Genomic DNA, 12,114 nt, shown 5'->3' on the forward strand with positions numbered 1-12,114 from the left:
CGATTCTTCCTAGAGTCGCGGGCGGGTGCGGCGGCACGGTGAACCCATGATCCTGATCACCGGTGCCACGGGCACCATCGGCGGCCACGTGACCCGCCTGCTCACCGGCCGCGGCGAGCCGGTCCGCGTCCTGGTCCGCGACCCGGCACGCGCCCCCGCCGGGGCCGGCGTCGTCCGCGCCGACTACGCCGACCCCCGCTCGCTCGCCGCCGCCTTCGACGGCGTCACCGCCGCGTTCCTCGCCACCGCGTTCGGCCCCGCCCTGCCCGCCCACGACCTCGCCCTGGTCGAGGCCGCCCGCGCGGCGGGCGTCAAGAAGGTGGTGAAGCTCTCCACCATCCCCGTCGCCGCGACCGGCGGCGCCGACCCCGGCGCCTGGCACCGGCCCGGCGAGCGGGCCGTCGCGGCCGGCGGCCTGGCCTGGACGCTGCTGCGGCCCGCCGGGTTCGCGTCCAACTCGCTGGCCTGGGCCGAGGCCGTACGGACGGGCGCGCCGATCCCGAACTTCACCGGCGACGGCACGCACCCCGTCGTCGACCCGCGCGACGTGGCGGCGGTCGCCGTCGCCGCGCTCACCTCGCCGGGCCACGAGGGGCGCTCCCACGACCTGACCGGGCCCGCGATGGTGAGCGTCCCCGACCAGGTCGCGACCCTGGCACGACTGCTCGGCCGCCCCCTGGAGACCGTCGACGTGCCGGCCGCCGCAGCCCGGGACCAGATGGTCGCCGCCGGCGCCGACCCGGTGCTGGCCGACCTCGCCGCCTCGGGCTGGGCGATGCTCCGGGACGGCGGCTCGCCGGGCGTCACCGACACGGTCCCGCGCATCCTGGGCCGCCCCGCGGCCACCTACGCCACCTGGGCCGCCGACCACCTGACCGCCTTCACCGGTAACTGATCCCCGTACGTCCCGCCCGAGGCACGACCTCCCCGGCCCAGTCGAAGGCGGCCTCCTGGTCGTCCTGGGGGATGGCGGCGGTGAAGTGGACGGGCGTCCCGCCACCGGCGGGCCGCACCACCCAACCGCCCCTCTCCCTGCTCAACACCCACCGCTCGACCGCCGGGGCCGGGACCGTACGCGGCCGAACCAGCTGCCGGGCCGCCGCCGGAAGGGCCGCCCACCGCGACCCGGGCGCCGGAGCGTACCCGGTCACCCCGGACCGGGTACGGCCGGAAAGACACCACCGCAGCACCCCGGCCAAGTGCCCGAACGCTTCCCGCCGCCGCCTCCACGAGTCAGCCGATCCCGCATTCATCAGTGGACACCAGCCTCTCCGCGCTGTCCTTCTGGGCGGGCTCGAACTCCTGCACCCGTCCGTCGTCCGCCCGCAGGGCGCCCACCGCCGTCCCACGGGCCCGCCACAGCCCGGGAAAACACGGCACTGCGACCGTCAGCGTCTGCGGCTCCGGCACGGGCACCCTCCTGTCGGTCCTCTCGTCCATTGTCACCCAACGGCCGTTGGTGTCCCGGGTCTGCAGGCGAAGGGAGATCCGGTGCCGGACAGGTGGAAGGTCGCACCAGTACTTCAGGGTGGCGCCGATCCCCGCCGCGGACACGCTGACGGTCTGATGAAGCACCTCCATGAAGCACCGGGGTTCGGACACGCGCCCCCTCTCACCGGTGCGGTCCTGCTCGTCGCATCTGGCGGGCGCGGTCATGAGCGTGACCATCGCGCATGCCGCAAGCTGCGCTCGCACCAAGCTGAAGAGCATCGAGGCCGGCCTCCGATCCGTGGGTGCGCACGGCGGAAACGGTAGTGCTCGTCAGTCGGTGGAGGCGGGGGTTTCGGCAGGGAGGGTGAAGTGCCAGATGATCATGGTGGGGCGGTCGGTGTTGGCGGCCTGGGTGGCTTCGGGGACCACGGCGGTGAGGATCCAGGGCCAGACGTCCCACCGGGCGACCGCCTCCGAGGTGGTGAGGGGTTCGGCCGGGGCGGGAGCCGGGGGGAGGCGGGGTTCCTCGCAGGCGCGGAGCTGGAGGCCGGCGGCCAGGGCGGCGCGCAGGTAGTCGCCCACCGGGTGGTGGTAGGTGGCGATCCGCCCGGGCCGTCCGTCGGGCAGGCGCACCGTGGGGACGAAGCCGCGCGCGACCCCCTCGGGGTGCATGTCGGAGATCACGAGGTGGCCGCCGGGCCGCAGCACCCGGGCGAACTCCGCCATCGCGGGCCCGAGCGACGGCACGTGAGTCAGCGCCAAGGAGCAGACCACGAGGTCCACGGCGTCGTCGGGCACCGGCAGCCGGTCCAGCTCGCCGTGGCGGAAGTCGCCCTGCGGCACCCGTTCGCGGGCCAGGGCGAGCATGTCGGGCGAGCTGTCCACGCCGATGACCTGGTGGCCGCGCCCGGCGAGGGCCGCCGCCATCCGGCCGGTGCCGCAGGCGGCGTCCAGGGCGGCGCCCGGCGGCAGCTCGCCGACGATACCGGCCACGAGGGGCTCGTCGATGTCGAACAGCCCGTTCGGCCCGTCGTAGGTGCCGGACCAGATCCGGTATCCCTCGGCCGACTCCACCCGCGCGACCTCGACGGCGGCGTCGGCCAGCGCCTCGTCGTCCAGCAGCCTGCGGATCTCGGCGATGCGGGCCTCGACGAACGCGCGGTCGTGCCCGCCGGTGAAGGACCGCAGCAGGGCGGCCCCTTCGATGCCCAGCAGGTAGGCCAGGGGGTGCTCGTGGATCACCCGGGCGAGACTAGCCAGGACGTTCCGGACGCCGCCAGCTATTTACGCCGTCAGAGCGAGGGGTAGGCGCGGGCGAGGTGGTCCGTGACCGCCCGCTCGGCCTCGCCGGGGTCGCCGCCGGTGATGGCGGCGAGGATGCGCGCGTGGTCGGCCTGGAGCGCCGTGGTGTCGCCCAGCCGTTCCACCGCCTCGACCGCGTAGCGCCGCATGGAGTCGCGCAGCGACCGCATGATGGCCCCGGTCAGCCGGTTGCCTGAGGCGTCGGCGAGCGCGCAGTGGAAGGCGGTGTCGTGCTCCACGAACTCCTCCGGCGTGCGCGCCGCCGCCATCCCTTCGTAGGCGGCGGTGAGGGCCGAGGTGTCGGCGCGGGCGGTGGCGGCGTGGCCGGCGGCCCAGCGTTCGATCATCAGCCGGGTGTCGACGACCTCGCGCAGCTCCAGGGCGGCCAGGCCGAGGTGCAGCCGGAGCAGGTCGGTCAACGCGGTGTCGGGACGGGAGACGAGCACGGCGCCCGCGTCGGGGCCCCGGCCGGCCTGGGAGGACACGACGCCGAGCGTCTCCAGCACGCGCATCGCCTCGCGTACCGATGACCGGCTGACCCCGAGCTGCTCGGCGAGCTGCCGCTCGGCGGGGAGCCGGTCGCCGGCGGTGAGGCCGTCCTCGGAGATGCGGTGCTCGATCTGCGCGAGCACGTCCTCGAACGTGCGGGTCCGCTTGACGGGACGCCAGCGGGTGTCGGTCAACGAGGCCCCCTCGGAGCGTGGCGGGGATGCGGTCCGCCGATGCCATCGGATATGGTCTGACCATACTGTGGTCCGACCATACCTGAAGGAGAGGCGTGCGAGTCGCCCTGTTCATCACGTGTGTGAACGACACGCTCTTCCCCGGCACCGGCAAGGCCGTCGTGTCGCTCCTGCGCAGGCTGGGCTGCGAGGTCGACTTCCCCGCCGCGCAGACCTGCTGCGGGCAGATGCACGTCAACACCGGCTACCGCGCGGACGGCGTACGGCTGGCGCGTCACTTCACCGAGGTGTTCTCGGGGTACGACGCGGTGGTGGCGCCTTCCGGTTCGTGTGCCGCGATGGTCCGCGAGCAGTACCCGAAGCTGGTGCGGCCCGGCAGCAGGGGAGCGGCGGCCGTCGCGGAGGTGGCGCCGAAGGTGTACGAGCTGTCGGAGTTCCTGGTGGACGTCCTGAAGGTGGAGGACGTCGGCGCATATTTCCCGCACCGGGTGACATATCACCCGACGTGCCACTCGCTCCGCGGCCTGCGCCTGGGCGACCGCCCGGCCCGGCTCCTGAGCCGCGTGCGCGGCCTGGAGCTGGTCCCGCTCCCGGCGGCCGACGAGTGCTGCGGCTTCGGCGGCACGTTCGCGGTGAAGAACCCGGCCGTCTCCGCCGCCATGGGCGCCGACAAGGTGCGCAACGTGCTCGGCACCGGCGCCGAGGTGCTGTGCGCGGCGGACAACTCCTGCCTGATGCACCTCGGCGGCACGCTCGACCGGCAGAAGGCGGGCGTACGGGTCATGCACCTCGCCGAGATCCTGGTCGCGACGGAGGCGACGGGATGAGCGGCACTTTCCTCGGCATGCCAGGCAATTTCCCGAAAAATGCCGAAAAGGCGGTTCAGAACTCGCAACTCCGCTTCAACCTCCGCAAGGCTACGCACACCATCCGGGGGAAGCGCGCGAGCGTCGTGGCCGAGCTGCCCGACTGGAAGGAGCTCCGCGCCGCCGCCAAGGCCGTCAAGGACGAGACCCTGCGCCACCTCGACCGCTACCTCGTCCAGCTGGAGGAGGCGGTCACCCGGACGGGCGGCCACGTCCACTGGGCCCGCGACGCCGCCGAGGCCAACCGCATCGTCACCGGCCTGGTCCAGGCCACCGGCGAGAGCGAGGTCGTCAAGGTCAAGTCGATGGCCACCCAGGAGATCGGCCTCAACGAGGCGCTGGCCGAGCACGGCATCACGGCGTACGAGACGGACCTGGCGGAGCTGATCGTGCAGCTCGGCGACGACTTCCCGAGCCACATCCTGGTGCCGGCGATCCACCGCAACCGGGCCGAGATCCGCGAGATCTTCCTGGAGAAGATGCCCGAGACGCCCGACGGCCTGAGCGACGAGCCCGCCGCGCTGGCCGAGGCCGCCCGGGTTCACCTGCGCGAGCGCTTCCTCAGGAGCAAGGTCGCGATCTCCGGCGCCAACTTCATGATCGCGGAGACCGGCACGCTGGTCGTGCTGGAGTCCGAGGGCAACGGCCGCATGTGCCTGACGCTGCCCGAGACGCTGATCAGCGTGGTCGGCATCGAGAAGCTGCTGCCCTCCTGGCGCGACCTGGAGATCTTCCTGCAGTTGCTGCCCCGCAGCTCGACCGGCGAGCGGATGAACCCGTACACGAGCATGTGGACCGGAGCCACCGAGGGCCAGGAGTTCCACCTGGTGCTGCTCGACAACGGGCGCACGGACGTGCTCGCCGACGAGGTGGGCCGTCAGGCGCTGCGCTGCATCCGCTGCTCGGCCTGCCTGAACGTGTGCCCGGTCTACGAGCGTACGGGCGGCCACGCGTACGGGTCGGTCTATCCGGGGCCCATCGGCGCGATCCTCACCCCGCAGTTGCGCGGCATGGGCTCGGAGCTGGACGCCTCGCTGCCGTACGCCTCCAGCCTGTGCGGCGCGTGCTTCGACGTGTGCCCGGTGGCGATCGACATCCCCGAGGTGCTGGTCGACCTGCGCGCCAAGGCCCCGCACGGGGCCGCGGAGCGGGCGGGCATGCGGGTGGCGGGCTGGGTGCTCGGCGACGAGGCGCGGCTGGCGAAGGCGCAGCGGCTGGCCGTGCGCGTACGCGGGCTGGTGCCGCGCAGGCTGCCCGGCCCGCTGTCGGCCTGGACCGACACGAGGGATCTGCCCGAGATCCCGGAAGAATCGTTCAGAGACTGGTGGGAGCGGCATGAGCGCCCGTGAGGAGATCCTCGGCCGGATCAGGCGGGCCGTCCGCGACGCGCCCGAGGTGGAGATCCCGCGCGACTACCGGACGAGTGTCCCGGTGGACGACCCGGTGGGGCTGTTCACCGAGCGGGTGGACGACTACCGGGCCGTCGTGCACGTGCTGCCGGCGGCCGAGGTGCCGGCCAAGGTCGCGGAGCTGGTGCGGGGCAGGCGGATGATCGTCCCCGACGGGCTGCCGGACGAATGGACGGGCGGCGCGGCGGGCGGGGCCGAGCTGAGCGGCGCCGACGGTGTGGTCACCGGCTGCGCGGTGGCGATCGCCGAGACCGGCACGATCGTGCTGGACGCGGGACCCGGCCAGGGCACCCGCGCCCAGACGCTGGTGCCCGACTACCACCTGTGCGTGGTGCGGGCGGACCAGGTCGTGGCGAGCGTCCCGGAGGCGGTCGCCCGGCTCGACCCGGTCCGCCCGCTCACCTGGATCAGCGGCCCGTCCGCCACCAGCGACATCGAGCTCAACCGGGTGGAGGGCGTGCACGGCCCCAGGACGCTCGAAGTGATCGTCAGTATCTGAGCACCGCCGCGACGTCCGCCACGTCGTCGCAGAACCAGAGCTCGGCGTCCGTCATGGCCGCCGCCCTGGCCAGCGCCGAGTCGGCGCGCTCCTCGACCGGCTCGGCCACGCCCCAGGCGCGCACCTCGCCGGCGTCGGTGGAGATCTGCGTGGCGCTCTCGCCCGTCCAGACGCGGCCGGGCAGCTCGCCCGGCAGGAGCAGGGCGTGCACCCGGCCGTCGCGCAGGGCCTGGGCGACCCTGGCGAGCCCGGTGGGCCCGTTCTGCTCGCGGTGGCGGTTGAGCAGCTCGGCCCGCCTGCGGTCCAGCCAGCTGTCGAGCGCGCTCTGCACGTCGCGCTCGAAGCCGCCGTGGTCGCCGCGGTGGCCGTGCTCGACCATGAGCATCCGGTCGGCCGACTTGGTGCCGAGGTGGTCGCCGAGCAGCGAGCGCGACTTCGGCTCGCCCGCGACCAGGACCAGCTCCGCGCCGATCCGCCGCACCTGCTCGTCGATCTCGTGGGCGACGGCCGTGGCGTTCTTCTCCCAGGTCTCGTCGACGGCCCGCTCGTAGCGTTTCTGCGACCAGCCGCCCTGCGCGGTCTTCTGCAACGGCCAGGACTCGGCCTCGATGGTCGCGGTGCGCGGCGAGCCGTTGGCGTACACGCTCACCTCGGCGCCCGCGTGGTCGATGATCACGCGCAGGTGCGGCACGCTCTCGCCGCGCCGCATGAGCATGGGCGTGACCAGCGGCAGCGGCGAGACGTGCGCGAGCGGCACCGGCTGCCCGCTGAACGTCTCGGCCAGCACCACCTCACCCCCGGCGCAGAACACGGCCCGCCCGGGCGCCGGGCGCAGCACCTCGTCCTCCAGCGCCGCGGGCGGGTTCACCCCGGCCTGCTCCAGCTTGTCGCGCAGGCTCGTCCACTGCGTCGACCTGTCCCGCTCGGTGATCGCGCCCACGTACACGGACGCGTACGGCCCGCTGCGCTCATAGAGGGGACGGATGAAGTCGAGCCGCACCGGTCACCACCTCCGCTTCTCCACGCCGAGCCCGAGCGCCCGCGCCACCTCCGCGATGTTGGCGAAGCGGCGTTCCGGCAGGGCGTGCAGCATCTCCGTCACCTTGTCGGGGGCGTCCATCTCACGGGCGTGCCGCAGCAGATCGCCCTTCTTCGCCGGGAAATCGGTGTCACTGAGCCATTTGGCCAGATCGCTGCGGACATCCACCCCTTCGGCGGTGATGCCTTCCGCCGTTCCCGGCTCGCGTCCGGGCGCGTAGCTGCGGACGGACTCCTCCTCGCCGGGCGCGGGCATGGGCTCGGGCTCCTTCCACTCCTCGGCGTGCGAGGTGCCCCCACCTCGGACCAGGCCCTCGGTCTCCTGCTTCTGATGCTCATCGATGCGAGGACCGTGCTTCGAGCTTCCGCGTTCCATAGATGTCACTCCTCCCCAAAGCGCCCCTACCCCCGCTTTGGTGGACAAACATCACCAGTGTGTACGCTGCCGAGCGTGTTCGACGCTGACGCCGACATCGCCACCGAACGGCTGGTGCTCCGGTCGTTCGGCCCCCACGACGAGCGCCGGATCCGCTCGATCGTCGAGGCGCGGGTCCCCTTCCTGCCGCCCGGCGCCCCCGGCCACCTGTCGGGCGTGCGGCAGTGGCTCACCCACGGCGTGCACGAGCTGCACCGCTCCGGCCAGGGCAGGCACCTGGCCATGACCGACGCCGAAGGCCGCATCGTGGGCGCGATCAGCCTGTTCAAGACCTCCTGGGGCGCGGGCACCACCGAGGTCGGCTACGGCGTCCACCCCCTGCACCGGCGCCGGGGCTACGCCACCGAGGCGCTGCGCGGCCTGACCGGCTGGGTGTTCGACACCACCGCGCTGCGCCGCATCGACCTGACCGCCAACCTGGACAACCTGGCCTCGCTGCGCGTCGCCCAGAAAGCGGGCTTCACCTGGGAAGGCGTGCTCCGCGCCGCCGTGCTGGAGGACGACGGGCCGCACGACCTGGTCATGTTCGGGCTGCTGCGCGGCGACTCCCGGCTTCCCTCGGACACCCTGCCCCGCGCCGAACTGAGCACCGTACGCCTCCTGCTCAGGCCGCTCGCCGAGCAGGACATACCGGATCTGGCCGCGACCGGCGCGGACCCGCTCACCCAGGCCGGCACCGGCGTCCCGCGCGGCTACACCGAGGACGACGCCCGCGAGTGGGTCGCCGCCTCCGAACGGATGAGGCTGCGCGGCCACGGCGCCGCCTGGGCGGCGACGGACCGGACGACCGGCCGGCTCCTGCTCAGCCTGGACGTCAGGGACGTCGACTGGATCAACCGGACCTGCGAGGTCGGCTACATGGCCGCGCCGTGGGCCCGCGGCCACGGCTACACCGGCGAGGCCGTCGCCGCCGTCGCCCGCTGGCTCTTCGCCGAGCGGGGCTTCCAGCGGCTCCGCCTGCGCGCCGCCCCCGCCAACACCGCCTCCCTCCGCGTCGCGGAGAAGGCCGGGTTCGTCCGCGAAGGCGTCGAACGTGCCGCGCTGGGCGGCCAGGACCTGGTGGTGTTCAGCCTCATCCCGGCCGACCTGCCCTGAAGCGCCCCGCCTCCCTGTGGTGAAAAGCCGGGAGAACCGTCACTCTGGGTACGAGGGGACGGTGAGGCGCATGATCACAGTGGTCGGGTGGGACGGATCCGAACTGTCGGCCCAGGCGGTCGACCGGCTGCGCGAGGCGACCCTCGTCGTCGGGCCCGCGGCGCTGCTCGGCAGGCTCACACTGACCGCCGTGACCGCCCCCGACGACGCCCTCCTCGACACCCTCGACCTCCACCTCGAACAGGGCTCCGGCCCCGCCGTCGTGCTCGCCGCCGGCGACCCCGGCTTCTTCGGCGCCGTCCGCGCCCTGCGCGGCCACGGGCTCAAGCCGGACGTGCTGCCCGCCACCTCCCTCGTCAGCCGGGCCTTCGCCCGCGCCGGCCTCAACTGGGAGGACGCCCTCGTCGTCGCCCCCGCCGGGGCGCATCAGCTCAACCGCGTCGTCAACGCCTGCCGCGCGCACCCCAAGGTCGCCCTCGTCGTCGCGCCCGGCGTCGGCCCCGGCGACGTCGCCCGCGAGCTCGCCCCGACCACGCCGCGCTCCCTCATCGTCTGCGAGGACCTCGGCGGCCCCGGCGAGCGCGTCACCCACAGCCGCATGGGCGAGGCCACCACGCGCCCCTGGAAGGACCCCGACGTGGTGCTCGTCCTCGACCCGCTGCACCGGCCCAAGGAGCCGAGCTGGGTGGCGGGCGCCCGCCCCGGCCCCGCCGAATGGGCGCTGCCGCTGGAGTCCAGGCTGCCCGCGGAGGTCAGGGCGTACGTGCTGGCCAAGCTCGGCCCCCGGCTCGGCGACCTCGTCTGGGACGTGGGCGCGGGCGGCGGCGAGATCGCCGTCGAGTGCGCCAGGCTCGGCGCGGCCGTCGTCGCCGTCGAACGCGACGCCGCCTCCTGCGACCGGCTGCGCGCCAACGTCCTCCACTACGGCGTCAAGGTCGCGCTGACCAGGGGACAGGCCCCGCCCGCCCTCGAACCGCTGCCCGACCCCGACGCCGTGTTCGTCGGCGGTGGCGGCCCCGACGTGGTCGCCGCCTGCGCCGCGCGCCGCCCCCGCTCGCTCGTGTGCGCGCTCAACTCCGTCGAACGCGTCCCCACCGTGCTCGGCCTGCTGCGCGAGCAGGGCTACCGCGCCGAAGGCAGCCAGATCCTGGCCGCCAGGATCGCCCTCGAACCCGACGGCTCCCACAGTCTGGCCGCCGCCGACCCCGTCTTCGTCGTGCACGCGACACCCGCGCACACAGCGTGACCTGTCGCCCACCGGCGCCCATCGGTTATCCTCGCGTGTCTTCCTCTACGCACCGGAGCACCTTCCCATGAAGCCCCCGCTCCTGCTCATCGGGCAGGGATCGAACGACGACGCCGACTCCGCGGAGTTCGGCCGGTTCGTCCACCGGCTCCGTTGCCGGCTCGACCAGACGGCCGCCGACGTCTCGGGCGGCTACCTGGAGCGTGCCACGCCCCGCCTCAGCGAGTCCGTCGCCTCCCTCGTCGCCCGCGGCCACCACCGGCTCGTCGCCATGCCGCTCAGCCTCAACCGGCTGAGCGAGGAGCTGCCCGCCGCTCTGGAGCAGGAGCAGCGCCGCCACCCCACGCTCATGTACGACTACGGCAGGCCGCTCGGCCCCGACCCTCGCGTGCTCTCCCTGCTGGCCGAACGGCTCAACGACGCCGCCACCGACATCCCCCGGCTGCGCCCGCTGGAGCTCGTCGGCGCCCGGCCCCGCCTCCGCGCCGTCGACACGCCCCCCGCCGACGGCCTCCAGACGCACGTCGAGCCCGGCGAGACCGCCGTCGTCCTGGTCGGCGAAGGCGCCACCGACCCCGTCGCCAACGCCGAGGTCCACCGGGTGTCGCGGCTGTTCTGGGAGACGCACGCCTACGACTTCATGACCGTCGAGACCGCGTTCGTGTCGCTCACCCCGCCCGGCGTCCCCGGCGGCCTGGAGCGCTGCCGCCGCCTCGGCGCCAAGCGCGTCATCGTCGTGCCCTACCTGCTGTTCGCCGGGGCCACGCTGGAGCGCGTCTGGGCGCAGGCCCTCGCCTACGGAGCCGGGCACCCCGAGCTCGACATCCGCTGCGCCGAGGTGATCGGCGACTGCGAGACCCTCGCCGACGTCGTCATCGACCGCTACGAGGAAGCACTCCAGCTCGTCCCGTGACCGGAGGTAGTGCAGTGCCCGCCGACACCGAGCCCGGCCAGTCGCCCCTACCCGGGGTCCTCGCCGCCATCCGCCCCGCCGACCCCGCCGTCCTCGCCGACGCCCGCGCCCACCAGGACCGCCTCACCAAGCCCCGCGGCTCGCTCGGCGCCCTGGAGGACGTCGCCGTACGCCTCGCCGGCGCGGCAGGCGTCACCCCGCCGCCCATGCCCGAGCCCGCCGCCCTGGCCATCTTCGCCGCCGACCACGGCGTCCACGCCCAGGGTGTCAGCCCGTGGCCGCAGGAGGTCACGGTCCAGATGGTGGCCAACTTCCTGGCCGGCGGCGCCGTCGCCAACGCCTTCGCCGCCCAGGCCGGCGCCACCGTCACCGTCGTGGACGTCGGCGTCGCCGCCGACCTCCCGGACGATCCCCGCCTGGTCAGGCGCAAGGTCGCGTACGGCACGGCCGACCTGTCGCAGGGGCCCGCGATGACCGTCGACCAGGCCGTCCAGGCGCTGGAGACCGGCATCGCCGTCGCCCGCGACCTCGTCGCCCAGGGCGCCCGCTGCCTCATCACCGGCGACATGGGGATCGCCAACACCACGGCCTCGGCCGCCCTCATCTCCGCCTTCACCGGCCGCGACCCGGCCGACGTCACGGGGCGCGGCACCGGCATCACCGACGAGACCCACGCCCTCAAGGTCCGCACCGTCCGCCGGGCCCTCCACGCCAACGCCATCCCCGCCCCGGGTGCGCGGCTTCCTGGAGAGGAAGGCGCGGAGGGTGCGCGGCTTCCCGGGGAGGGCATGGAGGCGGTCGAGGCGTTGCGGGTGCTCGCCGCCGTCGGCGGGTTCGAGCATGCCGCGATCGCCGGGTTCATCCTGGGCGGCGCGGCCCTGCGGGTTCCGGTGATCCTCGACGGCGTGATCGCCGGCGCCGCCGCCCTGGCCGCCGCCGCGCTCGACCCCGCCGCGACCGACCACTGCGTGGCGGGCCACCGCTCGGCCGAGCCCGGCCACTCGGCCGCCCTCGACCACCTGGGCCTGCGCCCCCTGGTGGACCTGGAGCTCCGCCTGGGCGAGGGCACCGGCGGGCTGCTGGCCCACCCGCTGGTGTGCGCCGCCGTACGGGTGATGCACGACGTGGCGACCTTCGACGCGGCGGGAGTGACCGAAAAGCCCGTGTGATGATGGGGACACGGCAACGACCACGTG

General features: G+C 74.1%; 14 protein-coding genes. 8 read left to right on the top strand and 6 right to left on the bottom strand.

Annotated features, from left to right (window positions below; translation table 11 throughout):
* Nucleotides 1–46 precede the first annotated feature (46 nt).
* Entirely contained in the window at nt 47–895 is an 849-nt protein-coding gene (locus ACBI99_RS35725; protein WP_375074485.1) for an NAD(P)H-binding protein, read from the top strand.
* On the opposite strand, the gene ACBI99_RS35730 is transcribed toward ACBI99_RS35725, so the two are convergent.
* The 4 genes from ACBI99_RS35730 to ACBI99_RS35745 all read right to left on the bottom strand — a co-directional run bounded on the left by ACBI99_RS35730 (nt 882) and on the right by ACBI99_RS35745 (nt 3,416).
* Nucleotides 882–1,040 (bottom strand): hypothetical protein, encoded by a 159-nt coding sequence (locus tag ACBI99_RS35730; RefSeq protein ID WP_219503865.1) that lies wholly within the window; start codon nt 1,038–1,040, stop codon nt 882–884. The two genes, ACBI99_RS35725 and ACBI99_RS35730, sit on opposite strands and share 14 nt — an antisense overlap.
* A 193-nt stretch (nt 1,041–1,233) precedes the next feature.
* Nucleotides 1,234–1,710 (bottom strand): hypothetical protein, encoded by a 477-nt coding sequence (locus ACBI99_RS35735; RefSeq protein WP_219503868.1) that lies wholly within the window; start codon nt 1,708–1,710, stop codon nt 1,234–1,236.
* Nucleotides 1,711–1,761: 51 nt separating this feature from the next.
* The gene (locus tag ACBI99_RS35740; RefSeq protein WP_375074486.1) at nt 1,762–2,673 is read right to left on the bottom strand and encodes a class I SAM-dependent methyltransferase; all 912 of its coding nucleotides are present in this window, start codon (nt 2,671–2,673) and stop codon (nt 1,762–1,764) included.
* Nucleotides 2,674–2,723: 50 nt separating this feature from the next.
* Nucleotides 2,724–3,416, bottom strand: a complete 693-nt coding sequence (locus ACBI99_RS35745; RefSeq protein ID WP_219503875.1) for a FadR/GntR family transcriptional regulator — start codon at nt 3,414–3,416, stop codon at nt 2,724–2,726.
* A gap of 95 nt (nt 3,417–3,511) precedes the next feature.
* Here ACBI99_RS35745 and ACBI99_RS35750 point away from each other — a divergent pair, with 95 nt between their 5' ends.
* From ACBI99_RS35750 to ACBI99_RS35760, 3 genes are read left to right on the top strand one after another with little or no spacing between them, the layout of a single operon-like run.
* Nucleotides 3,512–4,243: a (Fe-S)-binding protein gene (locus tag ACBI99_RS35750; RefSeq protein ID WP_375074487.1), complete on the top strand. Its 732-nt coding sequence runs from the start codon at nt 3,512–3,514 to the stop codon at nt 4,241–4,243.
* On the top strand, nt 4,240–5,631 hold the full coding sequence (locus ACBI99_RS35755; protein WP_375074488.1) for a lactate utilization protein B: 1,392 nt from the start codon (nt 4,240–4,242) through the stop codon (nt 5,629–5,631). Before ACBI99_RS35750 ends, ACBI99_RS35755 begins: the two co-directional genes overlap by 4 nt.
* Complete coding sequence (locus ACBI99_RS35760; RefSeq protein WP_375074489.1) at nt 5,618–6,190, top strand: lactate utilization protein C; 573 nt, start codon at nt 5,618–5,620, stop codon at nt 6,188–6,190. The genes ACBI99_RS35755 and ACBI99_RS35760 overlap by 14 nt, the downstream gene beginning before the upstream one ends.
* Here ACBI99_RS35760 and ACBI99_RS35765 read toward each other — a convergent pair.
* On the bottom strand, nt 6,180–7,190 hold the full coding sequence (locus tag ACBI99_RS35765; RefSeq protein WP_219503893.1) for a Vms1/Ankzf1 family peptidyl-tRNA hydrolase: 1,011 nt from the start codon (nt 7,188–7,190) through the stop codon (nt 6,180–6,182). The two genes, ACBI99_RS35760 and ACBI99_RS35765, sit on opposite strands and share 11 nt — an antisense overlap.
* A 3-nt stretch (nt 7,191–7,193) precedes the next feature.
* A complete protein-coding gene (locus ACBI99_RS35770; protein ID WP_219503895.1) occupies nt 7,194–7,604 on the bottom strand; it encodes a DUF2795 domain-containing protein in 411 nt (136 codons plus the stop codon).
* 75 nt (nt 7,605–7,679) lie between these two features.
* On the opposite strand from ACBI99_RS35770, the gene ACBI99_RS35775 reads away from it, so the two are divergent.
* The 4 genes from ACBI99_RS35775 (at nt 7,680) to ACBI99_RS35790 (ending at nt 12,087) form a co-directional block, all read left to right on the top strand.
* The gene (locus ACBI99_RS35775; RefSeq protein ID WP_375074490.1) at nt 7,680–8,759 is read left to right on the top strand and encodes a GNAT family N-acetyltransferase; all 1,080 of its coding nucleotides are present in this window, start codon (nt 7,680–7,682) and stop codon (nt 8,757–8,759) included.
* A 70-nt stretch (nt 8,760–8,829) separates the two neighbouring features.
* Nucleotides 8,830–10,005 (top strand): bifunctional cobalt-precorrin-7 (C(5))-methyltransferase CbiE/decarboxylating cobalt-precorrin-6B (C(15))-methyltransferase CbiT, encoded by a 1,176-nt coding sequence (locus tag ACBI99_RS35780; protein ID WP_219503901.1) that lies wholly within the window; start codon nt 8,830–8,832, stop codon nt 10,003–10,005.
* Between the two features lie 67 nt (nt 10,006–10,072).
* Nucleotides 10,073–10,918: a sirohydrochlorin chelatase gene (locus tag ACBI99_RS35785; protein WP_219503903.1), complete on the top strand. Its 846-nt coding sequence runs from the start codon at nt 10,073–10,075 to the stop codon at nt 10,916–10,918.
* A gap of 14 nt (nt 10,919–10,932) precedes the next feature.
* Nucleotides 10,933–12,087 (top strand): nicotinate-nucleotide--dimethylbenzimidazole phosphoribosyltransferase, encoded by a 1,155-nt coding sequence (locus tag ACBI99_RS35790; RefSeq protein WP_308125709.1) that lies wholly within the window; start codon nt 10,933–10,935, stop codon nt 12,085–12,087.
* The last annotated feature ends 27 nt before the right edge of the window (nt 12,088–12,114 follow it).

Source organism: Nonomuraea sp. ATR24 (assembly GCF_041950485.1).
GTDB lineage: Bacteria > Actinomycetota > Actinomycetes > Streptosporangiales > Streptosporangiaceae > Nonomuraea > Nonomuraea ceibae.